The 24621-nt window shown below is 63.7% G+C and carries 27 protein-coding genes; 3 read left to right on the top strand and 24 right to left on the bottom strand.

Annotation, left to right across the window (positions count from 1 at the left end; all coding sequences use genetic code 11):
* Window positions 1–181 precede the first annotated feature (181 nt).
* From MRY84_RS06290 to MRY84_RS06320, 7 genes are all read right to left on the bottom strand, one after another.
* Entirely contained in the window at window positions 182–1285 is a 1104-nt protein-coding gene (locus MRY84_RS06290) for a chemotaxis response regulator protein-glutamate methylesterase (protein ID WP_291504888.1), read from the bottom strand.
* 14 nt (window positions 1286–1299) lie between these two features.
* Window positions 1300–2052 (bottom strand): chemoreceptor glutamine deamidase CheD, encoded by a 753-nt coding sequence (gene cheD / locus MRY84_RS06295; RefSeq protein WP_291504889.1) that lies wholly within the window; start codon window positions 2050–2052, stop codon window positions 1300–1302.
* A gap of 27 nt (window positions 2053–2079) precedes the next feature.
* The gene (locus tag MRY84_RS06300) at window positions 2080–2985 is read right to left on the bottom strand and encodes a CheR family methyltransferase (RefSeq protein ID WP_291504890.1); all 906 of its coding nucleotides are present in this window, start codon (window positions 2983–2985) and stop codon (window positions 2080–2082) included.
* Between the two features lie 110 nt (window positions 2986–3095).
* Window positions 3096–3584 (bottom strand): chemotaxis protein CheW, encoded by a 489-nt coding sequence (locus tag MRY84_RS06305; protein ID WP_291504891.1) that lies wholly within the window; start codon window positions 3582–3584, stop codon window positions 3096–3098.
* Between the two features lie 60 nt (window positions 3585–3644).
* Window positions 3645–5783, bottom strand: coding sequence for a chemotaxis protein CheW (locus tag MRY84_RS06310; RefSeq protein ID WP_291504892.1), 2139 nt, complete (start codon window positions 5781–5783; stop codon window positions 3645–3647).
* Window positions 5784–5826: 43 nt separating this feature from the next.
* On the bottom strand, window positions 5827–6189 hold the full coding sequence (locus MRY84_RS06315; RefSeq protein WP_142143179.1) for a response regulator: 363 nt from the start codon (window positions 6187–6189) through the stop codon (window positions 5827–5829).
* 50 nt (window positions 6190–6239) lie between these two features.
* Window positions 6240–6686, bottom strand: a complete 447-nt coding sequence (locus MRY84_RS06320) for a hypothetical protein (protein WP_291504893.1) — start codon at window positions 6684–6686, stop codon at window positions 6240–6242.
* Window positions 6687–6882: 196 nt separating this feature from the next.
* Between MRY84_RS06320 and MRY84_RS06325 the strand changes: the two genes are divergently transcribed.
* Window positions 6883–7986, top strand: a complete 1104-nt coding sequence (locus MRY84_RS06325) for an ATP-binding protein (RefSeq protein WP_291504894.1) — start codon at window positions 6883–6885, stop codon at window positions 7984–7986.
* Window positions 7983–8612 (top strand): response regulator transcription factor, encoded by a 630-nt coding sequence (locus MRY84_RS06330; RefSeq protein WP_291504895.1) that lies wholly within the window; start codon window positions 7983–7985, stop codon window positions 8610–8612. The genes MRY84_RS06325 and MRY84_RS06330 overlap by 4 nt, the downstream gene beginning before the upstream one ends.
* 30 nt (window positions 8613–8642) lie before the next feature.
* Here MRY84_RS06330 and fliR read toward each other — a convergent pair whose 3' ends face one another.
* The 13 genes from fliR to fliF all read right to left on the bottom strand — a co-directional run bounded on the left by fliR (window position 8643) and on the right by fliF (window position 19784).
* Window positions 8643–9413, bottom strand: a complete 771-nt coding sequence (gene fliR, locus MRY84_RS06335; RefSeq protein WP_291504896.1) for a flagellar biosynthetic protein FliR — start codon at window positions 9411–9413, stop codon at window positions 8643–8645.
* A 56-nt stretch (window positions 9414–9469) separates the two neighbouring features.
* The gene (gene fliQ / locus MRY84_RS06340) at window positions 9470–9739 is read right to left on the bottom strand and encodes a flagellar biosynthesis protein FliQ (RefSeq protein ID WP_137747678.1); all 270 of its coding nucleotides are present in this window, start codon (window positions 9737–9739) and stop codon (window positions 9470–9472) included.
* Window positions 9740–9750: 11 nt separating this feature from the next.
* On the bottom strand, window positions 9751–10521 hold the full coding sequence (gene fliP / locus MRY84_RS06345) for a flagellar type III secretion system pore protein FliP (protein ID WP_291504897.1): 771 nt from the start codon (window positions 10519–10521) through the stop codon (window positions 9751–9753).
* Window positions 10514–10873 (bottom strand): flagellar biosynthetic protein FliO, encoded by a 360-nt coding sequence (locus MRY84_RS06350; protein WP_291504898.1) that lies wholly within the window; start codon window positions 10871–10873, stop codon window positions 10514–10516. The genes fliP and MRY84_RS06350 overlap by 8 nt, the downstream gene beginning before the upstream one ends.
* A 7-nt stretch (window positions 10874–10880) precedes the next feature.
* Window positions 10881–11318, bottom strand: coding sequence for a flagellar motor switch protein FliN (gene fliN, locus MRY84_RS06355; RefSeq protein ID WP_291504899.1), 438 nt, complete (start codon window positions 11316–11318; stop codon window positions 10881–10883).
* Window positions 11308–12312 (bottom strand): flagellar motor switch protein FliM, encoded by a 1005-nt coding sequence (fliM, locus tag MRY84_RS06360; protein ID WP_291504900.1) that lies wholly within the window; start codon window positions 12310–12312, stop codon window positions 11308–11310. Before fliM ends, fliN begins: the two co-directional genes overlap by 11 nt.
* A gap of 18 nt (window positions 12313–12330) precedes the next feature.
* Window positions 12331–12903 carry a flagellar basal body-associated FliL family protein gene (locus MRY84_RS06365; protein WP_291504901.1) on the bottom strand — a complete coding sequence of 191 codons (573 nt, stop codon included), beginning with the start codon at window positions 12901–12903 and terminating at the stop codon, window positions 12331–12333.
* Between the two features lie 234 nt (window positions 12904–13137).
* A complete protein-coding gene (locus tag MRY84_RS06370; protein ID WP_291504902.1) occupies window positions 13138–14481 on the bottom strand; it encodes a flagellar hook-length control protein FliK in 1344 nt (447 codons plus the stop codon).
* 2 nt (window positions 14482–14483) lie between these two features.
* A complete protein-coding gene (gene fliJ / locus MRY84_RS06375; protein WP_291504903.1) occupies window positions 14484–14948 on the bottom strand; it encodes a flagellar export protein FliJ in 465 nt (154 codons plus the stop codon).
* Window positions 14949–14970: 22 nt separating this feature from the next.
* Window positions 14971–16365, bottom strand: a complete 1395-nt coding sequence (gene fliI, locus MRY84_RS06380) for a flagellar protein export ATPase FliI (RefSeq protein WP_291504904.1) — start codon at window positions 16363–16365, stop codon at window positions 14971–14973.
* Window positions 16355–17086: a flagellar assembly protein FliH gene (locus MRY84_RS06385; RefSeq protein WP_291504905.1), complete on the bottom strand. Its 732-nt coding sequence runs from the start codon at window positions 17084–17086 to the stop codon at window positions 16355–16357. The genes fliI and MRY84_RS06385 overlap by 11 nt, the downstream gene beginning before the upstream one ends.
* Entirely contained in the window at window positions 17070–18065 is a 996-nt protein-coding gene (gene fliG, locus MRY84_RS06390) for a flagellar motor switch protein FliG (protein ID WP_291504906.1), read from the bottom strand. Before fliG ends, MRY84_RS06385 begins: the two co-directional genes overlap by 17 nt.
* Before the next feature lie 24 nt (window positions 18066–18089).
* A complete protein-coding gene (gene fliF / locus MRY84_RS06395) occupies window positions 18090–19784 on the bottom strand; it encodes a flagellar basal-body MS-ring/collar protein FliF (RefSeq protein WP_291504907.1) in 1695 nt (564 codons plus the stop codon).
* 173 nt (window positions 19785–19957) lie between these two features.
* Here fliF and fliE point away from each other — a divergent pair, with 173 nt between their 5' ends.
* Entirely contained in the window at window positions 19958–20269 is a 312-nt protein-coding gene (fliE, locus tag MRY84_RS06400; protein WP_291504908.1) for a flagellar hook-basal body complex protein FliE, read from the top strand.
* 415 nt (window positions 20270–20684) lie between these two features.
* On the opposite strand, the gene MRY84_RS06405 is transcribed toward fliE, so the two are convergent.
* The 4 genes from MRY84_RS06405 to MRY84_RS06420 form a co-directional block, all read right to left on the bottom strand.
* Complete coding sequence (locus MRY84_RS06405; RefSeq protein ID WP_291504909.1) at window positions 20685–20984, bottom strand: flagellar protein FliT; 300 nt, start codon at window positions 20982–20984, stop codon at window positions 20685–20687.
* A 3-nt stretch (window positions 20985–20987) separates the two neighbouring features.
* Complete coding sequence (gene fliS, locus MRY84_RS06410; RefSeq protein WP_291504910.1) at window positions 20988–21443, bottom strand: flagellar export chaperone FliS; 456 nt, start codon at window positions 21441–21443, stop codon at window positions 20988–20990.
* 67 nt (window positions 21444–21510) lie between these two features.
* The gene (fliD, locus tag MRY84_RS06415) at window positions 21511–22941 is read right to left on the bottom strand and encodes a flagellar filament capping protein FliD (RefSeq protein ID WP_291504911.1); all 1431 of its coding nucleotides are present in this window, start codon (window positions 22939–22941) and stop codon (window positions 21511–21513) included.
* Between the two features lie 259 nt (window positions 22942–23200).
* On the bottom strand, window positions 23201–24621 hold a 1421-nt coding region (locus tag MRY84_RS06420), incomplete at its 5' end, for a flagellin (RefSeq protein ID WP_291504912.1).

Raw genomic sequence — 24621 nt, forward strand, 5'->3', positions numbered from 1 at the left:
CTGGCCGACGGCAGCCTGTACAGCACCGACCCTGGGCGGGCAACCGCCATGACCACAAGGGCGACGGCCATCGACGACGAGTTGATGAACGCACTAGAACGCTGGACCACCCTGTCCGAATAAGCCAGCGATGTGTGGGCCTGCAGCGTGCAGGTGATGCAGCCTGGGGACCCGAGGAACGTCAGATGCGGTGGTGCAGCCGGTCCGTGGTGCCCCGCAGACGAGCGAGCAATGCGGGGGCAATCTGCCCCAGTGGAAGCACCTCATCAGCTGCACCGTGGACGATGGCTTCGCGCGGCATGCCAAACACGATGCAGGTTGCCTCGTCCTGCACGTAGTTGTAGCTACCGGCATCCTTCATCTCCCGCATCGCTGCCGCACCGTCGTTCCCCATGCCCGTGAGCATGATTCCGAAAGCGTTGCGGCCCACGACTGCCGCGGCGGACTTGAACAGCACCTCCACCGAGGGCTTGTGGCGATTCACCGGAGGCCCGTCATCGACAACGGCGACATAGTTCGCTCCGCTGCGCGCCACAGAAAACTGGGTGCCGCCCGGCGCAATATAGGCATGGCCGGGAAGAATGCGTTCGCCATTCACGGCTTCTTTCACGGTGATCTGGCACAGCCCATTCAAACGGGCCGCAAAACTGGTGGTGAACCCCGCAGGCATGTGCTGTGTAATGACGATAGCGGGGGAATCCGCGGGCATTTGCACCAGCACTTCTTTGATGGCCTCCGTGCCGCCTGTCGATGCGCCGATGCAGATCAGCTTTTCCGTGGACAGACGACCCAGAAGGGCCGAAGCGGGAACGGCGGGGGCTGCACCGGCGCCTTGTGCGCTGCCGGCGGGCGCAGCTTCACGGCTGGGCGCGCGGCGCACATGGGCCACGGCTGCCACGCGGATCTTGTCCACAATCTGGCTTGCCAGTTCGTTCAGCCCGCTGGCCAGGCCCACGCGGGGCTTGGCCACGAAATCGACCGCTCCCAGTTCGAGCGCCTTCATGGTCACTTCGGCGCCCCGCTCCGTCAGCGTCGATATCATGACTACCGGCATGGGCCGCAGGCGCATCAAGCGCCCGAGAAAATCGATGCCATCCATGCGCGGCATCTCCACATCCAGGGTAATGACGTCGGGGTTGAGTTCGCGGATCATCTCGCGCGCTATCAAAGGGTCATTGGCCGTGCCGATGCACTCCATGTCCCGCTGCCGGTTGATGATCTCGGACAGCAGACTTCGGACCAAGGCCGAATCGTCCACCACGATCACCCGGATTTTCCTGCTCATTCACTCACGCCTTCTCAAAACAGATCGACAGAACCACCCGAAGTCGTTCTGGCCACGACAGCCGCGTTGCCCCGCACTTCTTGGTCTGCCAAGGCCTCGGGGTGTGCGTGCGCCAGGCGCTTGACCATCGCCTTCCCGGTGATGGGAAAAAAAACGACCTTGCGCGGATAGATATCCAGCACATCCTCCGAAACAATGGGAATGCGCTCCGTGTGCAGATAGTTCAAAACAAAATTGGTGTTGCGCTCCCCCACGTTCATCGTCGTGAAGTTGTGCATCACCTGTGCGCCCCCAAAAATCTTGGCCTGCATGGTTTCGCGGCGGGCACCGAGCTTGAGCATCTCGTTGATCAGCAACTCCATGGCATATGAGCCGTAGCGCCCCGAGGCGTCAGCCACATCCCCGTCCGGCAGCATGAAGTGATTCATGCCGCCCACGTGCGCACGGCTATCCCAGAGACACGCAGCAATGCAGGAGCCCAGCACCGTCATGATGACCATGTTCTCGTCGGCCACGAAATACTCGCCAGGCAGGACCTTCACCGCATTGTGCTGAAAGTGATGGTCCAGATAAAAGAAAGACGCCTCGCCGGGTTTGCGGGTGCGCGCTTTGAGTTCGGGCAGCGAGGAATCGCGCGCCACCCGCCCCCCTGCGGCGTAGATATCCGCACTCAACGGGGCTATGCGAGGCGCTCGGCGCCGTTCGGAGACGCCTGGTGCGGCGGTAGCAGTCGGCAGCGGAGGCAGTCCAGGGGGAATATTGGTCATGGGCTAGGTGCGAGGCAACATGGTCGGTCAGCGGCGCTCATAGACCGTTTTGCCACGCAGCGTGAACAGGTCTCTGGATTCGCTGAAATTCTCGGCATGGCCGACGAAGAGCATTCCACCGGGCTTCAAGACCCGATGGATTCTTTCCAGCACACGGCGCTGCGTGGGGGCGTCGAAATAGATCATGACGTTGCGGCAGAAAACGACGTCGAAAGGTTCCTTGAAGGGCCAATCGTCCCGAATAAGGTTCACGCTCATGAACTCGATTGCGCGTCGCAACTCCGGCTTGGCGCGAACCATGCCCAGATTGCCCCCTTTTCCGCGCAGAAAGAATTTCTGCAACCGCTCGGAGCTGAGGCCCTTCAGGCTGTCAAGCCGATAGACACCCTCCGCCGCGGTGGCGAGCACCCGCGAATCGATATCGCTGGCCGTGAGCTTGAAAGACGCATTCGAACCCAGCGCTTCGAACGCAGTCATGACGATGGAGTAAGGCTCTTCCCCTGTGGAAGCCGCGTTGCACCAGAGCCGCCAGTTCGCAGCAGGCTTGCTGCGCAGGTGCGATGCCAAAATCTCGAAGTGATGTTGTTCGCGGAAAAAAGCCGTCAGATTGGTGGTAAGCGCGTTGATGAACTCCTGCCACTCGGGGCCATCGTGAGTTTCCAGCCAACTGAGATAGTCGTGAAAACTGCCGTGCCCCGTTTCCCGCAAGCGACGCGACAGGCGGCTGTACACCATCGCGTGCTTGCCATCGTGCAGGCTGATCCCGGCGCGCTGGTAGATCAGCGCCTGAACTTTGGCGAAGTCGGCGTTGGTCCATACGAACTCACGCCCCTGCGCCAGAGGACCTGACGGCGGCGTGCCCGCAGCCAGGACAGGAGCAACCTTGCCACGGCTCGACAAGGCTGAAGAGGGAGCACTGGTGGATTCGGCCATATTGATCGTCCGACGGAAAATCGCTTTCGCTCCTAAAGATGATCTGCAAGCCACCCCGGGTGCTGGCCAGCGACAGCGCTTGCGCCGCGATGTCTGCCGGCCGCGGAGATCTACTCGTTGGCTGTCGCGAGCCCCATGTCCACGCCCGACATGAGCTTCTCGATGTCCAGCAATATCAGCATGCGTTCGCCCACGGATCCCAGCCCCAGAATGCAGCTGTTATCAATGGCACTTTCGATATCCGGAGCCGAGCGGATACTTTCGGGCGTCAGCTCCATCACATCGCTCACCGAATCCACCACGATGCCCACAACCCGGTTGCGCAGGTTCAGGATGATCACCACCGTGAAGCTGTTGTAGTCAGCCTGCGCGCAGTTGAACTTCAGGCGCATGTCGACAATGGGAACGATGGTGCCGCGAAGGTTGACCACGCCCTTGATGAAAACCGGGGCGTTCGCAATCCGCGTGGGCGGCTCGTAGCCTCGGATCTCCTGCACTTTCAGGATGTCGATCCCATACTCTTCCTGGTCGAGCCGGAAGGTCAGATACTCACGGGTGCCCGTCGGCACCGCTTCAACAGTCTTGCCCATCACGCTCATGGTGCATTCTCCTTTCATGACAGCGTCGCACCCGCGGGGTGCAGCGCTTGAACCTCTTGGCTAGTGGCGAGCGCGGCGAACCAGGGCGCCCGTGTCCAGAATGAGTGCCACCGTACCGTCGCCCAAAATAGTGGCCCCCGACACATTGGGGACCTTGCGGTAGTTCGACTCCAGGTTCTTCACCACCACCTGATGCTGCCCCAGCAGCTCATCGACCAACAGCGCCACACGGCTGCCGTCGGCCTCGACCACGACCATGATGTTGCTGGACTTGTTCGGGTCGGGACGCGGCACCTGGAATATCTTCTCGAGCGCGATCACCGGCATGTATTCGTCGCGCACCTTCACGAGCTGCGACCCCTGGGCCACGGTGTTCACGTCGTCTGCATTGACCTGGAAGGACTCCACCACCGAAGACAGAGGCAGGATATAGACCTCGTCGCTGACGCCCACAGACATGCCATCCATGATGGCCAGGGTGAGCGGCAAGCGCACCGAAACCTTCATGCCGTAGCCTTCGGCAGAGTCGATTTCAACGGTCCCGTTGAGTGCAGCGATGTTCCGCTTGACAACGTCCATGCCCACGCCGCGTCCGGAAACGTCCGTCACCTCTTCCGCGGTGGAGAATCCCGGCGCAAAGATCAGTTGCCAGACTTCGCTGTCGCTCATCTGGTCGGAAACATCGAGACCCCTCTCTCGCGCCTTGCTGAGAATCTTCTCGCGCGAAAGGCCGCGGCCATCGTCGCGAACTTCGATCACGATTGATCCGCCCTGATGCGAGGCCGACAAGGTAATGGTCCCGTGTTCGGACTTCCCCTTGGCCAGCCGGTCTGCCGGCATCTCGATGCCGTGATCGCAGCTGTTGCGCACCAGATGGGTGAGTGGGTCGGTGATCTTTTCCACCAACCCCTTGTCCAATTCGGTAGCCTCTCCCTGCGTGACCAGGTCCACCTTCTTGCCCAGCTTGTTGGCCAGATCCCGCAGCATCCGGGGAAACCGGCTGAAGACGATCGACATCGGAATCATGCGGATTGACATGACCGATTCCTGGAGATCGCGCGTGTTGCGATCCAGATCGGCCAGCCCCGCCAGCAACTGCTGATAAGCCGCCGAGTCCAGACCGCGGCTGTTCTGCGCAAGCATGGCCTGGGTGATCACCAACTCACCCACCAAGTTGATGAGCTGGTCCACTTTTTTCACGTCCACCCGGATGGTCGTGGATTCCATCTGCGCCTGCATGGCTGCTTTCGGCTCGCCAGCCTTCGGGACCGCCACTGCCTTGGCTGGCTGCATAGCGGTGGACTCCGTCGACCGCTGCGACTCTGCCCGGGGCGCCCCTGGCGCATCCACGAAGAAGCCGTAGACCTCTCCATCGGCAGCGGCGGCAGGAGCCTGGTCGGCCTCTGCAGGGACGGCACCGGACGACGACGCCTCGCGAATCACCACCTGTTCCTTGGCAACATGGAACGCAAACAGATCGAGGAGGTCGGCGTCGGTGGAACTGGTCTCCACCGCAAACAACCGCACATCGGGCGACGCGCCGTCCAGGTCACGGATAGTGCCAAGACCGGGAATGTCCCTGAACAGTTCCTTGATGGCATCTGCCTGGGCCGTACGTTCGAGGGGGCCGATCTGGATCTCCAGTGCCCGCACCTGCCCTGCCACTGGCGGTTTGGCCGCCTGGGCCGCTGGCACCACCTCCTGCGGTGCGGGTGCCGGCGCGGGAGGCGGAGGCGGCGCAGGGATGACTGCTGCGGGGGCATCGTCAGGTACCAGCCCTGCCGCCAAATCACTGATGCGACGCACCAGCGACGTCGTGGAAACCGCCTCCCCTTGTCCTCCCGCCTGATGGCGTGCCAGCAGGCTGCGCGAGGCGTCGGCGGATTCGAGCAACACATCCACCATCTGCGGAATAGGCTGGAGCTCATGTCGACGCAAGCGGTCCAGCAACGACTCCATCTGGTGCGTCAGCTCCGCAACATCGGAGAACCCAAAGGTGGCCGCGCCACCCTTGATTGAGTGAGCACATCGAAAAATGCCATTGAGCTCTTCGTCGTTCGCGCTGCTCAGGTCCAAATCGAGGAGCATCTGCTCCATCTGGTCCAGGTTTTCGCCTGCTTCCTCGAAGAATATCTGATAGAACTGACTCAGGTCAAAATCAGCGCCTGCGCCCGATCCTTCTTGGTAGGTTTCCGCCATCGTAGGCTCCTAAGGTTCTTGGGTTAATCCCGGCCAACCCGACTCAGCGGATCACTTTCTGGATGACTTCGATCAAGCGATTGGGATCGAAGGGCTTGACCAGCCACCCGGTCGCACCAGCCGACCGACCTGCCTGCTTCATCTGGTCACTGGACTCGGTGGTGAGGATCAAGATTGGGATGGTCTTGAACTTCGGGTTCTCGCGCAGTTTTCGCGTAAGGCCAATCCCGTCAAGCCGCGGCATGTTCTGGTCTGCCAATACAAGATCGATGTTGTGGGTCTCGGCCTTTTCCAGGGCGTCTTGCCCATCCACCGCTTCCACGACGTGGTAGCCGGCGCCCGTGAGAGTAAACGACACCATTTTTCGCATGGACGGTGAATCATCTACGGCAAGGATCGATTGCATGTAAGGCTCCAACTGACTTTAAATATATAGGTTAAAGAGCGGTGTAAAGATCAAAAAAGATCCACCGAACCTGCATCCATCTCGCTCTGGGTAACAGGGTTGGGCCTGTCCGGCCCCATCTCGGCAAAAGGGGCCGCCTCTTCGCCCTCTTCATTGCCCATGGCCTCTGAAGCGAGGCGGAAAGCGCATCCCTGCAGCACCTTGGTGGTGTGAAAGATCAACTGGGATGCCATGTCCTGGAACTGCAGCTCCGTCACGGCGCTGCGCAGGGCAGCACGGGCGGCGAGGAGTTCCGGGGAATCCCCGACGGCAGCGTCGGTAAGCAGTGCATTGGCCTCGCCAAATCGCTCGAGTAGATTATCGGTAGCATGGTTGAGCAGCCCTTCCAGTCGGTGCAGGTCGTGCATCACGACCAGCAACGAATCCTGCAGCTCCGCCGCTACCATGACGGGGACCTGGACCGCAGGGCCCCCAGGCGTCGTTAGCGTAGATTGCATCGTTTCTCCATCGCGGCACACAGCAGCAAAACACGCATCAGCACAGGACTATGACACTCTGCGAAGAATTTCGACGCGGCGAGCGCCATCGGGCGTGCTTCCGTTCAACCTCTTGAGACGCCGAAGCTGAAATCCCTAGCGACCAAGCTTCATTTTGTTCCAATTTGTATCCTATGATAGCGTCCCGCCCGTCTTTATGACATCAGACCGCACGCTCAACATCCTGCATCTGGAAGATTCTGCGGCAGATCATGAGTTGACCGTATTGACTCTGCGACGCTCCAGACTGCGGTGTCAGCTCCACCGCGTGGACTCTCTCCCTGATTTCCAGCGCTTGACGGATACCGAGACGTATGACGCCATCTTGGCAGATTACCGGCTCCCTGGCTTCACTGCCCTGGACGCTTGGGCGCATGTTGCGCAAAAGCCGCAGCATCCGCCCTTTGTCCTGCTCTCGGGTGCGGTCGGCGAGGCCGCGGCCGTGGACGCCATTCGGTTGGGAATCGCAGACTACCTTCTCAAGGACGATCTGCCTCGGCTGCCGCATGTGCTGGCGCGCGCGCTGGAAATTCACGAAGCACGCCAAGCGCGGGAGCAAGCGGTGTCCGATTTGCAAGAGTCCGAACGGAGGCTGGCCGATCTGACGGAACATCTGCAGTCATCCATCGAGCAAGAGCGCGCATCCATCGCCCGAGAGATCCACGACGACATCGGCGGCGCTCTGACCGCCGTGCGGTTTGACGTTGCATGGATGGGTCGCCACAGCACCGATCCGGACATGCAAAGCCATGCGGCTTCGGCGGCAGAAATGCTGCAGCATGCCATCGGCGCCAGCCAGCGGATCATGATGAACCTGCGCCCCCCGATCCTGGAACAAGGTTTGGTCGCAGCCATTCAGTGGCTTGCAGCAGGATTCGAGCGCCGTTCGGGGATCCCAGCCCAAGTGGCGACCAGCAGCGAGAGCATTCATGCGGGGCCGGATGTGCAGCTCGTGGCGTACCGCACGGCGCAGGAAGCGCTGACCAACATATCCAAGCATGCGCATCCGCGCACAGTGCACATTGACCTCTCGGACCGGGAAGGCGTTCTGACGCTGGAAGTGAGCGACGACGGGAATGGCATCGATCCGGCCATGCTGGCCAAACCCAAGGCGTTCGGGCTGAGGGGCCTGCATGAGCGGGCGCGCACGGTGGGAGGATGGCTGGACATCAGCAGCCGGCCGGGACAAGGCACGTCGGTGATCCTTTCCGTGCCGCTAACATCCCCTTCGTCACCACCAGCCCCAGGAGATGCGCTGTGATTCATGTGGTCTTGTGCGACGACCACGCCGTTTTGCGGCGCGGCATTCGCGACACCTTGGCAGATGCGCCGGATATCCAGGTCACGGGTGAAGCCGGTGGGTATTCCGAATTGCGCGAGGTGCTCCGCTCCGCACCTTGCGATGTCTTGCTTCTGGACCTGAACATGCCGGGCCGCAGCGGCCTCGAAGTTCTTGCGAGCCTGCGAGAAACGCACTCATCCATCAAAGTGCTGGTCGTCTCCATGTATCCCGAGGACCAATACGCCCTGCGTTGCCTCAAGGCCGGAGCGCAGGGCTACGCCAACAAGGCCGGCGACCCCATCGAACTGATCGCGGCCGTGCGGACCGTCATGCAAGGCCGCAAGTACCTCACCGCGGAAGTGGCCCAGATGCTGGCCGACAGCCTGGCCCAGCCCACGCCCGAGGCGCCGCATGCGGCGCTCTCTGAACGGGAACTGCAAACGTTGGTGAAGATCGCCTCGGGGCGCAGGCTGTCGGACATTGCCGAGGAATTGATGCTCAGTCCCAAGACGGTGAGCGTCTACCGATCGCGGGTGCTGGAGAAGCTCAAGCTGTCCAACAATGCGGAGCTCACGGTGTACGCGATCCGGAATCAGTTGGTGTAACTTGGCACGACGTCAGGGAGCCATCGGCGCCTACCGCTGGGCGGCAAACAGATCCACCGCCCGCTGCATCAAGGCCAGCACGGGTTGCTCCAGCAAGGGGAGCGTCGCCACGATGCCCAGCATGCCCACCGTCAGGGTCACCGGGAAGCCCACGGCATAGATGTTCATCTGCGGGGCCACGCGCGAGATGATGCCCAGCGTCAAATTGACGAACAACAGCAGCGCAATCATGGGCAATGCGATCCACAGCGCGCTCGAGAAGAGCGAGGCGCCCAGCTCGTACAGCCGCATCTGGGCCAGCGCCTGCATGAAGTTCCCGTCCACCGGAAAACGATCGAAACTCTTCACCACCGCCATCAAGATCAGCAAATGGCCATTGATGACAACAAAGAGCAACGTGGCCATGTGACCAAAAAAGCGTGCCACTGCGCTGACTTGCGCGTTGGATGAAGGATCGAAAAAGGACGCGAAGTTCAGGCCCATCTGCAACCCAATGATTTCGCCAGCCAGTTCCACGGCAGCGAACACCAGCCTGACCGCGAATCCAATCGCCAGCCCCACCGCCACCTGCTGGGCCACGGCACCCAGTGCCTCGCGCCCGTTGACACTGATCGTCGGCTGGTCGCCCAGCACGGCCTGCGCGCACAGCGCGACCAGAAAGGCCAGCCCGATCTTCACGCGCATCGGAACCGCACGCATGGAAAACACGGGCGCCACCGTGAACACGGCCAGCACCCGCAAGAATGGCCACAGGATCGGCGACAGCCACGCCATCAGCTGGGACTCGGTGAACGTGATCACACTGATCTGCTTCGGTCGCTGCCAAGCCTATTGCATGCGTGTACCAGAGGGCCGCCCTAGCCAATCATGGACGGGATCGACTCGATGGTGCGGCGGATGAAGTCCACCAGCGTGCTGAGCATCCAGGGGCCGGCAATGGCAAAGACCACCATCGCGGCAATCAGCTTGGGAACAAACGCCAGCGTGGCCTCGTGAATCTGCGTCACGGCCTGGAAGATGCTCACCAGCAAGCCCACGGCCATCACCACGCCCAGAACCGGCATCGAAATCATCAACAGCAGCGTCAGGGCATCACGCCCGATGGTCAGTACGACTTGCGGAGTCATCGCCAGATCCTTCAGGTTACAAAACTCGCGGCCAGCGAGCCGATCAAGAGATTCCATCCGTCCGCCAGCACGAACAGCATGAGCTTGAACGGCAGCGCCACCAGCACCGGCGAGAGCATCATCATGCCCAGCGACATGAGAATGCTCGACACCACCATGTCGATGACCAGGAACGGAATGAAGATCATGAATCCGATCTGAAATGCCGACTTGAGCTCACTGGTGACAAAGGCAGGGACCAGCACCCTCAGTGGCGCGGTTTCCGCCGTGACATTCGAGTCCAGCCGGGCGAGGCGGGAAAAAAGGGCAAAGTCCGACTGCCGGGTTTGCTTGAGCATGAAGCTGCGCATGGGAGCCTCCGCTTTTTCCAGGGCCTGCTCAAAGCTGATGGCGTTGGTGGTGTAGGGCACGTAGGCGTCCTGGTATACGCGGTCGAACGTGGGACCCATCACGAAGAAAGTCAGAAACAGAGACAGGCCGATGATGACCTGGTTGGGCGGTGCAGACTGCGTACCCAGCGCTTGGCGAAGCAGGGAAAGGACGATCACGATGCGGGTGAAGCCCGTCATCATGAGCAGGATCGCCGGCAGGAACGACAGCGCTGTAAAGAACAGCAGCGTCTGAATGGGCACGGAGTAGCTGTTGCCCGCCGGGCCGCTTCCGACCACCAGAGGCAACGAACCCGGAGCGCCTTGCGCGAACGCAGTTCCCTGGACGGCAAAACCCAATGCCAGCACAACGCCAGCAAGTGCCACGCGGCGGGCCACCGAGGTATCAGCCATGGGTCGAGTTTCCAGGCGCTTTCGCGGCAGCCGCGATCTCTTGCGCGAAGGACGGCACCGTTGGCGTCGACGTGGGCACTGCCGCGCCCGGGGCGCCCGCAGGCAGCACATGCAGGCAACTGATCTGCTGCGCGGTCACGCCCAGCACCAGCCAGCTTCGCGCATGCTCCGGCCCCACTTCCACGGTTACCACGCGCTGCTGGGGCCCCACGGCCACCGCCGACAGCACACGCGACGTGGCACCCGCACCCGCGGCACCCGCGGCGTGCCGCTGCTGCACTCGTCGCACAAGCCAGGGCAACGCGGCCATGGCGGCCACGAAGAGCACCACCACCAGCAAGGTCTGGGTCATGCCCCCGCTATCCACGGCTCACCCGCCGCAGGCGCTCGGAAGGGGTGACCACGTCGGTCAGGCGAATACCAAACTTGTCATTCACCACCACCACTTCGCCCTGGGCGATGAGGTAGCCGTTGACGAGCACGTCCATGGGCTCGCCCGCCAGCGCGTCGAGTTCAACCACAGAGCCCTGCGCCAGCTGGAGGATGTATTTGATAGGCACCTTGGTGCGCCCGAGTTCGACAGAGAGCTGGACGGGGATGTCCAGCACCATGTTGATGTCGTTGACCGTACCATCGCTGCCGCCCGAAAACGGCCGGACCGGCTCGCCGGACAGTGGCCCGCCCTGCTCCGCATCAGCGGGTTTGTCCTCGGTGCGCTTTTGCTCTTCCAGCGCCTCGGCCCAGCCAGCAAACGGGTCGTCCGCAGCGGCGTCTTTGTTCTCGTCTTCAGTTGACATCTTTTTCTCCAAGCCAGCTCATGTCCGCCGTGCGCAGGCATTCTTCGATGCGGATTGCGTACTTGGAATTGTGCGTACCGTACTGGCATTCAAAAATGGGCACCCCGCCAATCGACGCGCGGATGCGGGGCTCACGATCCAGCTCAATGAAGTCGCCAGGCTTCATGGCCAGCAGTTGTTCCACCGTCGCGTCGGCACGCGCAAGTTCGGCCACCAGGGTGACCTCGGCGGCCTGGATTTCCCGCGTCAGCACGCGCACCCAGCGGCGGTCCACCTCGATGGAATCGCCCTGCGTGGATGAATACAGCACATCGCGGATCGGCTCGAGCGTGGCATAGGGCATGCAGATATGGATGGCGCCCGAAAGGTCCCCGATTTCCAGCTGGAATGCGGTGGACACCACGATTTCGCTGGGCGTGGCGATGTTGGCAAACTGGGGCTGCATCTCGGAGCGCTGGTACTCCAGCTCCAATGGGTAGATCCCTTGCCAGGCCTTTTTGTATTCGGCGCAGATCACATCGACGAGGCGGTTGATCACGCGCTGCTCGGTGGGCGAAAAATCCCGGCCCTCGATTCGCGTCTGGAACTTGCCCACGCCGCCGTACAGCGTGTCGATGATGCCGAACACCAGCGACGGTTCGCAAACGATCAGCCCGCTACCGCGCAGCGGGCGGATGGCGACGATGTTGAAATTGGTGGGGACAGCCAGCTCGCGCAGAAACGCGCTGTAACGCTGCACCGAGACGGTGCCCACCGATATTTCGGGGCTGCGGCGGATGAAGTTAAAGAGCCCGATCCGGAAGTTGCGCGCAAATCGCTCGTTGACGATTTCCATCGTCGGCATGCGTCCGCGGACGATGCGCTCCTGGCTGGAAATGTCGTAGTTGCGAACCGAACCCGCCTCGGCGACTTCTTCCACCGATTTCTGGCTCTCGCCAGTCACCCCCTCCAGTAGGGCGTCAACCTCTTCCTGCGAAAGAAACGAATCACTCATGACTGGTCCTCGCCCGGGTCACTGGATGATGAAGCTGGAAAAGAGCACACGGCGCACCGGGTTGCGCTCCGTACGCTTGCGCGATGGACGGTCTTCCGCATCTTCGTCCTTCTCGACCGCCGCAGGGCGCGCCCGCTCTGTGGCAACGGAAAACCCAAGGGGACGCGAAACTTCCCGCAGGATGTCGGTCGCGAGCTTCTCCTTGCCTTCGCGCTGCAGCAGCTCGGCCGAGGTCCTCTGCGAAATGAGCATCAGGATTCCGCTGCGAATGGACGGCAGGTACAGCTTTACCTGCTCGGCCGTCTTGGCATCTTCCAGCTCCAGGGTAATGCCGATCTGTGCGAACCGGTCGCCCCCGGGGTCGGCCAGGTTGACCACCATGTTCTCCATGGGGAGGAAGGTTGGAGCCACCTTGGGGGCTTCTTTGCGGGCGGGTGCAGCACCCTCCTCATCCTCGGCATGAGAACGGCTGGAGATCAGCCAGGCTGCCACACCCCCGCCAATCACCAGAATGGCCACCACCACACCGATGATGATGATGAGCATCTTCTTGCTCTTGGCCGGGGCTGCTGCGGGAGGATTGGCTGACACGGTGCGGGTTCCTTGCGGTGAATACGGGCGGCGCCCGCACAGACCACGGGCAAGCAAACCGGATGGCCCATTATTGGACGAGGCTGCAACCAATAATAGCCAGAATAAAAGCCCAAAACCACGGCATTCACGGGGCTACGCATCCTCTGCCCAAGCCGGACTGAACTGGTCCGCGCTGCGGATCGAGATGGCTGCCTGCGGTAGCCCAGCGCCACCGGCAAGGCCGCGCCCGCGTTACACAAATACGTCCACGGCCCGATCTGGAGCGCCGGTGCGCAGCAGTGTGCTGGTGCCGGCCGGGGCGGCGGCCTCCACGCGCGCCTGCCGGCCACCGTCACGCTGCCCCTGGCGAGCAGATTCACCCGTTTGCTCACGCTGGCCGGACGATGTGCCCACCGACATGCCCGAAAGCACCAGCCCCTCGCTGCGCAGCAGCTCACTCAACTGCGCCATGCTTTTGTCCAGCATTTCGCGCGTGGCGGACTGGTCGCTGCGGAAAGCCACATGGGCTTCGTTGCCCGACAGGGTCACCGACACCTCCACCGGCTGGCCGTCCCGGTCGAGTGTGAGCTCTGCGTTCTGGGTCTTCTGGTTGACCCAATACGCCACCTGCTCTGCCACTTGCTCCTCCAGATTCGCCTGGGCGGGGTCGGCAAACACGGTCGCGCCATCCACGGAGCCGGCCTCGGCCGGCGCGGCGCCGCCCGCCGCCTCGAACCCCATGGCGCCATCGGAGCGCCCCTCGCCGGGGCGGCCGCGAGCATCGGCGCCGCCGCTCCCCGCTGCCAGCGCAGTCGACGCCGCTGCTTCGGTCAGTGCCGTGGCCAGGCCGTTCGCGGCCTCCGCCTGGGCCAGGCCACCCGCGGCACGATCGGGCATGCTGGCGGCCGCACCGCCCGCCAGCCGCTCTGCAGGGTTCATCAACAACACGCCGCCAGCGACCCCAGAATGTCCGCCCAGTGCCTGCGTCGTGGCCGTACCCGCCTGCAAACGCCCCGCCGAGGTATCGGCCGCATCGGCCTTTTGCGCCATCGCGCTTTGCAAGCGCGAGAAAGCCTTGCCGTGGGCTACGCCCCCGGCCAGTGGCGACCCATTCCTGCTGCCGACCGAAGCGTCCAGCATGGCCGTTTCCGCCACGATCCCTTGCACGCCTCCGTTGGCTCCGAACATCGCTTCAGCGCCCCAAGCCGCGCCCCCGGCAGCAGCTCCGGGGTCGATCGCATCTACACCTGGTAGGCCGCCCGCGCCCGCACCGCCCGGCAAAGCGCCGGCCTGAATCCCTTGGGGCGAGGCGTCCACCCGTGCGTTGACGGCGGGGGGCAGCAGCCCTTGCCATGCAGCCAGGAACGATGTGTCCTGGGCGTCGCTCGGACCGTCCTGTGGTGCTCCGTCGGACGCCGTCGCCGTGTCCAGCAAGGGATCACCAACCCCTGCATCCGAACTCCCGAGCGCCGCCAGCAGCGCCAGAAAGCCGCCGCTGCCCGCTTCGCCCGCGTCCTGGGTATTGGCCGTGGACCGGGGCCGCGCCCCGTGCGCGGGCTGAGGGCCCTGCGGCGAAGAAATTTTGTTCGATTCCATCGTCAATACTCCTGGCTCTCAGAGCCCTGTGCCGCGCCGCGGTACTGCAGCGCCGCCCGCTCATCGGTTTGTTTCTGATCTCGCCGCATCTCGGCGCGCTCCAGGTCGGCGCGCCGCTTTTCCACGACCTTCTTCAAGCTGGCCAGCCGCAACTCCGCCTCCAGCAGCGCGCCACGGGCTGCCGCCACCCGGTTGGCATGGTCGCCCACCACGCTCGTCTGAATGCCCGCCGCATGCCCCAGGCGATCCATGAAGTGGTAGTGGTGGAACATCACTTCCGGCTTCATCGTCGTGTCGGCCTGCATACCCCACCGGCTTTGGGTTTCCCGGGCGTAATCTTCCAGTTGGTCGAGCTGGGAGCGCGCAGCCTGCTGCGCGGCCAATGCGTCTTGCAGCACTTTGCGGGCGTCGTCCCGCTTGCGCGAGGCCACTTCGACAGCAACGACCAGGGCGGTGAGGGCAGACATGGCGACTTGCGCAACGTAGCGTTCATTGGCCCAGCACCGCGGCCATGCCAGCGACGCTCGCGTCCAGCGAGGCCGCCTCAAACATGTCCTGCTGCAGGAAGGCGGCCATCTGGGGCTGCAGGCGGATGGCCTCGTCCAGGGCGGGATCGGAGCCACTCATGTACGCTCCGACCTGTACCAGGTCCCGGCTTTTCTGGTAGCGCGAATACACGGCCCGAAAGCGCCGTGCCAAATCGAAGTGCCCGCGCGAAACCACGTTGTGCATCACCCGCGAGGCGGATTGTTCGATGTCGATGGCCGGGAAATGCCCTGTCTCGGCCAGTGCGCGCGACAGGACGATGTGCCCGTCCAGGATGGCGCGGGCTGCATCGGCAATCGGGTCCTGCTGGTCGTCGCCCTCGGACAGCACTGTGTAGAAGGCCGTGATGGACCCCACCCCGTGCAGCCCGTTGCCGCTGCGCTCCACCAGCTGGGGCAGCTTGGCGAAGCACGACGGTGGATAGCCTTTGGTGGCGGGGGGCTCGCCAATGGCCAGCGCAATCTCGCGCTGCGCCATCGCATAGCGCGTGAGGGAGTCCATGAGCAGCAGCACATGCTTGCCCTTGTCGCGGAAATGCTCGGCCACTGCAGTGGCGTAGGCAGCGCCTTGCATGCGCAGCAGCGGCGGCGCATCGGCTGGCGCGGCCACGACCACGGAGCGGGCGCGCCCCTCTTCGCCCAGAATGTCTTCCACGAATTCCTTGACCTCGCGGCCCCGCTCACCGATGAGCCCGACCACGATCACGTCGGCGCGGGTGTAGCGGGCCATCATGCCCAGCAGCACGCTCTTGCCCACACCCGAGCCGGCAAACAAGCCCAGCCGCTGTCCACGCCCCACCGACAGCAGGGCATTGATGGCGCGCACGCCCGTGTCCAGCGATTCGCGCACCGGGTCGCGGTCCATGGCGTTGATCTGGCGGCGGCCCATGGGCTCGGAGACCACGTCCTGCACCGGGCCTCCATGGTCCAGCGGCAGGCCCTGTGCGTCCACCACCCGGCCCAGCAGCCCCTCGCCCATGGGCAGGCGCAGCACGCCGGCCCGCTGGATGGCCCGGGGGGGCTCGCCCAGGCGGGGCACTGGAATGTAAGGTGCGGCGGGCACCACGCTAGCGCCGCTGGACAGGCCATGGATGTCGCCCGCCGGCATCAGAAACGCACGGTCGGCCGAGAACCCGACCACCTCGGCCAGCACCGGCGCGTGCCCCGGCATCTGGACCATGCACTGCGACCCCACCGGCACCCGGATGCCCACAGCTTCCAGCACCAGGCCCGTGAGCCGCGTGAGCGTGCCGCGTGTCTCCAGCGGCGCGCCCTCGGCCACGCGTGCGCGCGCGTCGTCGATCAGGCGCGACCAGGCGGCGGGGGCTTCAACGGCCATCGACGCCCTCCTCGTCGCTCCATGGCGACTGCAGGCCCAGTGCTGCAACGGCGCGCTGCCAGCGCTTTTCCAGGCTGCCATCTACCACCGTGCCGGCGGATTCCACCAGGCACCCGCCGGGCGGCACTGCCGCGTCCGCCATCCATTGCACGCCGGGCGCGCCGATTTCCTCGCGCAAGGGCTGGGCCATCGCCTCCATGTCGGCGGGATGGAGCCGCACCGTGGCGGGCCGGCCTTCAGATACCAGCATGCCCACGGCCTCGCGGACCACGGGCTGCAGCGCGTTCGGGTTGACCGAAAGCTCCTGGCGCACGACCTGGCGCGCGATGTCGCAGGCCAACTCCAGCAGTTGCTGGGCCATCTGCTGCTGCATGTCGATCAGGCTCGCGTCGAGCGACTGCATCACGCTCTGCAGGCGCTGGGCGGCTTCCTGGCCCTGCTGGGCCACGTAGTCGTCCATGCGCTGCTGCCATTCGAGCGCAGTCTGCGCCTGCCCCTGGGCAAAGCCCTCGGCATAGGCGTCGTCGCAGGCCTGCTGGACCAGTGCCTGCTGGGCCGCCTCGTCCACTTCGGGGGGAAGCTCTGCCACAGGCTCCGGTTCGGGCTCGACGAGGTCGGAGCCGTCCACGGCACCAAACTTCCACTGCGTGACGTCGCCCACTTCCTCGCTGGGGATGAAACGCGAGTAGGCGCGGTGGCTGTGATTAGACGTAGGCATCATCACCGCCGCCTCCAATCATGATCTGGCCTTCGTCGGCGAGGCGACGCACCGTCTTCAAGATTTCCTTCTGCTGGGCCTCGACCTCGGACAGGCGCATCGGGCCGCGCGACTCCAGGTCTTCGCGCAGCGCCTCGGCGGCGCGCGAGGACATGTTGGACAGGAATTTCTCGCGCAGCTCGGGCACGGCACCTTTGAGGGCCACGATGAGGGTTTCGGAGGCCACTTCCTTGAGCACGGTCTGGATCGCCTTGTCGTCGAGCTTGAGCACGTCCTCGAACACGAACATCTTGTCCATGATCTTCTGGGCCAGGTCGGGGTCGTAGCTGCGGATGGATTCCAGCACCACGGCGTCCATGTTGCCGCCCAGCAGGTTGATGATTTCCGCCGCCGCCTTGACGCCGCCGAGCGAGCTCTTGCGGATCTTGTCGCCACCGGCCAGCACCTTGAAGAGCACTTCGTTGAGGTCCTTCAGCGCCGTGGGCTGAATGCCTTCGAGCGTGGCCACGCGCAGCAGGATCTCGCTGCGCTGCCGGTCGGTCAGGTGCATTAGGATGCCCGAGGCTTGGTCGCTGTCCAGATGCACGAGGATGGCCGCCACGATCTGGGGATGCTCGTTGCGCAGCAGCTCCGCCACCGACAGCGGGTCCATCCACTTGAGGCTCTCGATGCCGGACACGTCCCCGCCCTGCAGGATGCGGTCGATGAGCAGGCCCGCCTTGTCGTCGCCCAGCGCGCGCTTGAGCACAGCCCGCACGTAGTTGCCGGTGTCGGACACCAGCAGGCTCTGGGCGGCAGCGGCACCGGAGAACTTGTTGATGACCTCGTCCACCTTCTCGCGCGACACCGAGCGCATGCGCGCAATGGTTTCGCCGAGCTTCTGCACCTCCTTGGGCGAGAAATGCTTGAACACTTCGGCCGCCTCTTCCTCGCCGAGAGACATCAGCAGAATGGCGGCGTCGTTGAGTCCTTGGTCGTCCATGGTCGTCGTCTGTGAGGTCAGTCGTTAGACGGGATCGCCGTTCAGCCAGGTCTTGAGGATGTTGGCGACAGCCACCGGGTTCTCCTTGGCCAGCACCCGCGCCTCTTCCAGGCGCAGCTGCTCCGGCGTGGCGACAGGCGCCTCGTCTTTCTTCGAGGGTGCGGGCAACGCTGGGCGCTCGGGCATTTCGGACTCCACGGCATCCAGCTGCCCACCAGCCACGGAGGTGGTCCGGGGCTTTGCCGAGGCGTTGCCCCCCTTGAGCACCGGACGCACCAGGCCCATCAGCACCAGGGCCGCGAACAGCACCGCCCCCACTGGCCAGGCGAAGGTCTTGGCCAGTTCGATCATTTCGGGCTGCTTCCACAACGGCACATCATTGGCAGGTGCGGCCGTTACCTGGAACGGGGTGTTCATGAGGTTGACGGAATCGCCGCGGTCGCGGTTGAAGCCGATGGTCTCGCGCACCAGCGCCGTCATCTGCTCGATCTGCTCGGGCGTGAGGGCCTTGGTGACGGTCTTGCCCTTGTCTTCCACCGACTGGTAATTGACCACCACGGCGGCGCTGACCCGCTTGAGCGCGCCGCTGCCACCGCGCGTTACGCGCACCGTCTTGTCGACCTCGTAGTTGGTGATGGACTCACGCTTGCCGGCCACGGCCTGGGCGCCCTGCGGCTGCTGGCCAGCAGCGGTGGGCGCGGGGTTGGCGCCATTGATGGGCGCGGTCGCTGGCGCGGGCGGCTGGTTGGTGGTGGCGCCGGGCACGCCCGTGGGCAGCGGGTTGCCCTGGGGGCCGGTGCTTTCCACGATCTGCTGGCTGCGGATGGCGCTGGCATCGGTGGCCAGGTTGGGCCGGTGCTGTTCGGACGTGGATTCGGTCTGCGTGAAGTCCACCTCGGCCGTCACCTGGGCCTTGACGTTGTCGCGACCCACCACGGGTTCCAGGATGTCCAGGATGCGGCGTGTGTACTGCTGTTCGATCTGCTGCACGTACAGCAGTTGCTGGGCGTCGACGCCGGTTCCCGCGGCGGTATCCGGCGACTGGGACAGCAGCTTGCCCGTGTCGTCGAGCACGCTCACCGCGGATGGCGCCAGCTCGGGCACGCTGGAGGCCACCAGGTGGACTATGCCGGCGAGCTGGGCACGGTCCAGGATGCGGCCCGGGTGCAGGCTGACCAGCACGGAAGCCGAAGGCTTTTGCTGTTCGCGGAAGAAGCCGTTCTGGTTGGGGAGCGCCAAATGCACCCGCGCGCTCTGCACGGACGAGAGCGCCTGGATGGAACGGGTGAGTTCGCCCTCCAGGCCGCGCTGGAAGTTCAGCCGTTCCTGGAACTGCGTCATGCCGAACTTGCTCGATTCCATCAGCTCGAAGCCCGCCACCGAGCCCTTGGGCAGACCCTGGGTGGCCAGGCGCAGGCGCACGTCGTGCACGCGGTCGGCGGGGATCAGGATGGCGCCGCCACCGTCTGCGTGCTTGTAAGGCACGTTCATCTGCGACAGCTGGGCCACGATGGCACCGCCGTCCTTGTCGTTCAGGTTGGCAAACAGCACCCGGTAGTCGGGCTGGCGGCCCATGACGATGGCCGCGATGGCCACCGCCACCAGCAGCGCGGCGCCCACGCCCAGCCGCATGCGCTGCGCCCTGTCCAGGGCAGACAGCCGCTGCAGCCAGTTCGGGCTGGCAGGGGGGGCGAGAGGAATTTCAGCAACTGCAGACATCTTGCGTTCCAGTAGGGCAGGCCGGCAACGGACCAAAGCGTGGGGTCGATTATTCGGTCACGCCTTCAAAATGTTCGCTCGATAAGCCGCGCGTTTGGCCATCATTTCAGAAGGATGGCCCCGGGCGCCATGGCTAGGATACGCAGCATACCGCCATTCCCACGGACACTGCCATGGACCTTCGCATCTCAAGCTCGACCGCCCCGCTCACGGGCGCTGGCATGGCGCGCCGTGCTGCAGCGCCGCAAAACGACGGCAACGACGTCGGATTTTCCAGCGCGCTCAAGGGAGCACTCAAATCCGTCAGCGCCGCGCAGAACCGTTCTGCCGAGTTGCAGACCGAAGTTCAGATGGAAAACCCCTCGGTGAGCCTGGAGGAAACCATGGTGGCAATCCAGAAAGCCCAGATCGGTTTCCAGGCCACGCTGCATGTGCGCAACCGGATGGTCCAGGCTTATACCGACATCATGAACATGCAGGTGTAGGCAGGGACACCCCCCTGAGCGACTGCGTCGCTTCCCCCGCTCTCACAGCGCTGCGCACAGTGGGCAGGGGGACGCAGCCCTCGCTGCGGGGCGGCCCTTGCATGGTTGCCCCGGCCCTGGGGCGCGCCGGCATCGACCCACATGGGTGCCTGGATTACTCCTGATTTTGTAGCTGGCCGCGCTTGTTGGATGGTCGCTGGAGTTTGATTTTGCTGGTCATCCCAGGAGCATCATTTCGCGACACTCCAGCCTGCTTTCCTGGCCAGCTTGCCCGTGGCACTGGCCACTTCAAGCCCTCCACCGCTTCCAAATTCATAGCTGCTCGCGCCTGATAGCTAAGCGCCAGAGACCGATTTGATGCATAAAAAAAGCCGACCTCACGAGGTCGGCTTTTTTTGTGGGGCTTTGCCAGCCCTCAGTGCATCATCTGCGGCTGGCCTTCGAACAGGTGCTCGAACTGCGCCAGCCAGGGCTCGGCCAGGCAGCGGATCTGGGCGTCGTTGCGCAGGATGCGCTGCATGATGCGCGTCTTTTCGCGGCGGTGCTCCGGCAGCAACTCGTGCTCTTGCGACTTGAAGCGCAACTGCTCGATCAGCACGGCGCAAGCGCCCTCGTAGCGGACCACCCCATCCCAATCCTTGAGCTTGGCGGCCTCCAGCATCTTGGCGCTGCTGTCTTCAATCGCCTTGTAGTAATCAATCAGCATGTTTGACATGGTTCAAGCCTCCGCCAGCACGGGCTGGACAGCGGTGGCGGCGGCATCCGGCGAAGCCTGGGCGCCAAGTTTCTTGATCTCGTTCCAGCCTTGGGCTACGGGCTCGATCAGGCGCATGACTTCCTGCATCATGGCGTCGTCGTTGCGGGCATTGGCCAGGATGAGGCGGCGCATGCAGTAGTCGTACAGCGCGCCAAGGTTCTCGGCCAGTTCGCCCCCGTCCACCTTGTCGAGCGACGTGGCCAGACCCTCTTCGAGAATGCGCACCGCTTTGGAGATGGCGTTCACCTTGCCCAGCACATCGCCGCGGGCCAAGGCACCACGCGCGGTGGCGATGGAATTGAGAACACCTTCATACAACAGGCTGACCAGCTGGTGCTGGTCGATGGTGTGCATGCTGGTTTCTACATTGATACGCTGATAAGCGTTGGCTGCACGGGGGCTGTAGGCGCTGAACATGCTGTCAATCCTTCCGAGGTATTGCTTAAGTTATCGGCTTGCGCTTAGAAAACTGAAGCCCCGGTTCTCACTTTGATTTGTTCCAGGCCGTCACCTGCTGGGCGATGTAGGCGTTCAAGCCATTCAGGCTTGCCATCTGCTTGTCCAGCGCGTTGTAGCGCTGGGTAATGCGCTTCTCGAACGCATCGACCTTGTCGTTCACGCGGTTCTGGTCTTGGCTGTTGCGCTTGAGGCTCAGCTGCAGGGTGTCGTCCTTGGATTTGAAGAAGCCGTCGCTGGACAACAGGTTGGTGGTGAGCGCCTTGAGCTGCACCGCAATGCCGTCCGCACTGCCGCCGCCGGTGTTGCGGAACAGGCTTTTCACATCATCAGGGTTTTCCGTCAGCGCCTTGGTCAGCTTGGCCGAGTCGACCGCGAGGTTGCCGCCCAGCTGCTGGGTGATGCCCACATCGGCCAGCCGGCTGAAAGCCCCGCCTCCCGACGTCACCGCCTGGATCGCATTGCGCAGTGAGTTTTGCAGTGCCACCGCTGTGGAATCACCCTGCAGCAAGCCAGCAGACTTGGTCTTGGCGTCGTACTTGGTGGCGTCCTGCAGGATTTCGTTGATGGCGTTGTAGGCCTTCACGAAACCATCGATGTTGGCCCGGATGGCCGCCTCGTCCTTGGCCACCGTGATTTCGATCGGGCCCGTGGTTATCTGTTCGGCCTTGAAGGTCACGCCGGACACGGTGGAGGCAAAGGTGTTGGTGGCGGACGTGACGGCGATGCCGTTCACCGTCGCCTTGGCATTGGCGGCCGCCTGCGAGACCGTCGTGCCTGCCACCAGCCGAGACAGGCCCGTGGCATCGGTGTTGCCAGCGCTCTGGGGGTCGGTGTCACCGCCTTCCATCACGCTCAACCGGAAGCCGGCTTCTTCACCAGTGTTCTTGCCGCGCAGCAGAAGGCGCTCGCCCGAGGCGTCGGTCAGGATGGAGGCGGTCACTCCGGCGTTGGCGCCGTTGATCTTGCTGGCTACATCGGAGAGCTTGTCGCTGGCGAGGATGGTGATATCCACGGGCTGGCCGCTCGATGGCGTGAAGGAGGCCGGCGCAACGCTCCACTTGCCCAGTTCCAGCCGCAGCGTGCCCGCACCCAGCGCGCCACCCACGGGCAGCAGAGCCGCCGACGCCGTGGCCTGTGCCTTGGCCAAGCCCTGCACTTCGACGCTAAAAGACGTGGGCAGCGTGCCGCCCACCGCAGACGCGGATACGAACTTGGAATCCGAGGAGGTGGTGGTGACGCCGTTCCAGCCCGTCACACTGGTGAGCTTGCTGGCAGCGTCCTGCAAAGAGGAGACCAGCGACTTGATTTGTCCGTAGGCGGAAATCTTGGTGCTGACGGTGGCCGCCTGCAGCTTCAGTGCGTCCAGGGGCTTTTTTTCCAGGGCCACCAACTGGGAGATGATGTTCTTGACATCAAGCCCGTTCGTACCAACGCCTGGTGATGAAATCGTGGCCATAGCAACCTCCTGAACTGGATCAACGGAAATTATGGCGCCCAATGGCCGCCAGGATCGTCCGTATTCACACCAGGAAACCCGTCTTATCCAGCGGTCCTGGTGCCCGCCGGTCCGGAGAACGTGCTTACGGCTCTCTTGTGTGCCCAAAAAGAATCATAAACACGCTCCAAAAGCCAAAGGGCGGCGGCAGAAATCATCTGCCGCCGCCGAGGTCCGACCGGGACGCTGCAACGCCCCGGCCGCCTGAACCCGCTGCTAATTAACGCAGCAGGGCCAACACACCTTGCGGCAGCTGGTTGGCCTGGGCCACCATGGCCGTGCCGGCTTGCTGCAGGATCTGCGAGCGCGACAGGTTGGCGGTTTCGGCCGCGAAGTCAGCGTCCAGGATCCGGCTGCGCGAAGCGGACAGGTTCTCGGACGTCACTTGCAGATTGCTGATCGACGTTTCGAAGCGCGATTGCAGAGCACCCAGCTTGGCGCGTTCACCGTTGATGAACGACAGGGCCGAGTCCACGGTCTTGAGCGCTTCGGTCGCCTTCTTGAACGTGGTCACGTCCAGGTTGGCAACTTCCTGCAGGTCGGAAGCCGAGTTGGCGGCGGTCGCCGTGTTGAACGCGTTGGTCGTGGTAGCCACGGTCGAGAACGCCTTCTCGGAGTCCAGCACCACGTAGCCGCTGATGGTCGACGCGTCGGCACCGGAGGCTGCTGCCAGCGTGTCTTGTGCGCCGATGGCGGTGCCGTCGGCCTGCAGCTTCTGGATGTTCACCGCACCGGAGTTCGCACCCGAGGTGGCGCTCTTGGCCAGCGTGATGTCCTGGCCGGAAGCGTTGGTCAGGATCACGCCGGTGTTGGTGTCGTTCACACGGGCAGTCACGCCGGTCTTCGAGGATTGCTCGTTGATGGCGGACACTGCACCCGAAAGGCCGTCGGCAGTGTTGAGGGCGGTCACGTTGAACGACACGGATTGGCCCAGCGCGGTGCCGGTCGGCGTGTTGTCCGAACGAAGTTCGAACGTGTAGGACCCCACCGCGCCGAAGGTCAATTCGACTTCCGTGCGTGCCGATGCCGTCACGCCGGTGTTGGCGGTCTGCAGATTGATGTTGTCCGCCATGGCCTTGGCCGTGTCGTTGGCAGCGATGGTGATGTTCTTGGAACCCAGCGAGCCATTCACAGCCAGCGTGCCCGCCGTGACGCCGTTGGTGCCCCAGCTGGTCGCGCTCGCACCGCTGCCGGAGCCGTTGGCCGACGTGTTCTGGTTGTTGCCATACACGCTGGTGCGCAGATTGGCCGTGGCCGCCACGATGGTCTGGTTGGCGTTGGCGCCCACTTGGAACTGCTGGGTGCCGAACGAGCCGTTGAGCAGCTTGGCGCCGTTGAATTCGGTGGTTTGCGAGATGCGGTCCAGTTCGGCGACCAGTTGGCCCACTTCCTGCTGCAGGGCTTGGCGGTCGCCAGCGCTGTTGGAGGCGTTGGCCGACTGCACGGCCAGTTCACGCACACGTTGCAGGATGTCGCCCGATGCCTTCAGCGCGCCTTCAGCGGTTTGCGCCAGCGAGATACCGTCGTTGGCGTTGCGCACCGCTTGGTTCAGGCCGCGGATCTGGCTGGTGAAGCGCTCGGAAATCGCCAGGCCGGCGGCATCGTCCTTGGCGCTGTTGATGCGCAGGCCCGACGACAGGC

The organism is Acidovorax sp. (assembly GCF_022763525.1).
Taxonomy (GTDB): Bacteria; Pseudomonadota; Gammaproteobacteria; order Burkholderiales; family Burkholderiaceae_C; genus Acidovorax.

Excerpts from the sequence above, each read along its gene's own strand:
- MRY84_RS06290 (WP_291504888.1), bottom strand. The coding sequence starts at position 1,285 with ATGAGCAGGAAAATCCGGGTGATCGTGGTGGACGATTCGGCCTTGGTC.
- cheD (WP_291504889.1), bottom strand. The coding sequence starts at position 2,052 with ATGACCAATATTCCCCCTGGACTGCCTCCGCTGCCGACTGCTACCGCC.
- MRY84_RS06300 (WP_291504890.1), bottom strand. The coding sequence starts at position 2,985 with ATGGCCGAATCCACCAGTGCTCCCTCTTCAGCCTTGTCGAGCCGTGGC.
- MRY84_RS06305 (WP_291504891.1), bottom strand. The coding sequence starts at position 3,584 with ATGAGCGTGATGGGCAAGACTGTTGAAGCGGTGCCGACGGGCACCCGT.
- MRY84_RS06310 (WP_291504892.1), bottom strand. The coding sequence starts at position 5,783 with ATGGCGGAAACCTACCAAGAAGGATCGGGCGCAGGCGCTGATTTTGAC.
- MRY84_RS06315 (WP_142143179.1), bottom strand. The coding sequence starts at position 6,189 with ATGCAATCGATCCTTGCCGTAGATGATTCACCGTCCATGCGAAAAATG.
- MRY84_RS06320 (WP_291504893.1), bottom strand. The coding sequence starts at position 6,686 with ATGCAATCTACGCTAACGACGCCTGGGGGCCCTGCGGTCCAGGTCCCC.
- MRY84_RS06325 (WP_291504894.1), top strand. The coding sequence starts at position 6,883 with ATGACATCAGACCGCACGCTCAACATCCTGCATCTGGAAGATTCTGCG.
- fliQ (WP_137747678.1), bottom strand. The coding sequence starts at position 9,739 with ATGACTCCGCAAGTCGTACTGACCATCGGGCGTGATGCCCTGACGCTG.
- fliP (WP_291504897.1), bottom strand. The coding sequence starts at position 10,521 with ATGGCTGATACCTCGGTGGCCCGCCGCGTGGCACTTGCTGGCGTTGTG.
- MRY84_RS06350 (WP_291504898.1), bottom strand. The coding sequence starts at position 10,873 with ATGACCCAGACCTTGCTGGTGGTGGTGCTCTTCGTGGCCGCCATGGCC.
- fliN (WP_291504899.1), bottom strand. The coding sequence starts at position 11,318 with ATGTCAACTGAAGACGAGAACAAAGACGCCGCTGCGGACGACCCGTTT.
- fliM (WP_291504900.1), bottom strand. The coding sequence starts at position 12,312 with ATGAGTGATTCGTTTCTTTCGCAGGAAGAGGTTGACGCCCTACTGGAG.
- MRY84_RS06370 (WP_291504902.1), bottom strand. The coding sequence starts at position 14,481 with ATGGAATCGAACAAAATTTCTTCGCCGCAGGGCCCTCAGCCCGCGCAC.
- fliJ (WP_291504903.1), bottom strand. The coding sequence starts at position 14,948 with ATGTCTGCCCTCACCGCCCTGGTCGTTGCTGTCGAAGTGGCCTCGCGC.
- fliI (WP_291504904.1), bottom strand. The coding sequence starts at position 16,365 with ATGGCCGTTGAAGCCCCCGCCGCCTGGTCGCGCCTGATCGACGACGCG.
- MRY84_RS06385 (WP_291504905.1), bottom strand. The coding sequence starts at position 17,086 with ATGATGCCTACGTCTAATCACAGCCACCGCGCCTACTCGCGTTTCATC.
- fliG (WP_291504906.1), bottom strand. The coding sequence starts at position 18,065 with ATGGACGACCAAGGACTCAACGACGCCGCCATTCTGCTGATGTCTCTC.
- fliF (WP_291504907.1), bottom strand. The coding sequence starts at position 19,784 with ATGTCTGCAGTTGCTGAAATTCCTCTCGCCCCCCCTGCCAGCCCGAAC.
- fliE (WP_291504908.1), top strand. The coding sequence starts at position 19,958 with ATGGACCTTCGCATCTCAAGCTCGACCGCCCCGCTCACGGGCGCTGGC.
- MRY84_RS06405 (WP_291504909.1), bottom strand. The coding sequence starts at position 20,984 with ATGTCAAACATGCTGATTGATTACTACAAGGCGATTGAAGACAGCAGC.
- fliS (WP_291504910.1), bottom strand. The coding sequence starts at position 21,443 with ATGTTCAGCGCCTACAGCCCCCGTGCAGCCAACGCTTATCAGCGTATC.
- fliD (WP_291504911.1), bottom strand. The coding sequence starts at position 22,941 with ATGGCCACGATTTCATCACCAGGCGTTGGTACGAACGGGCTTGATGTC.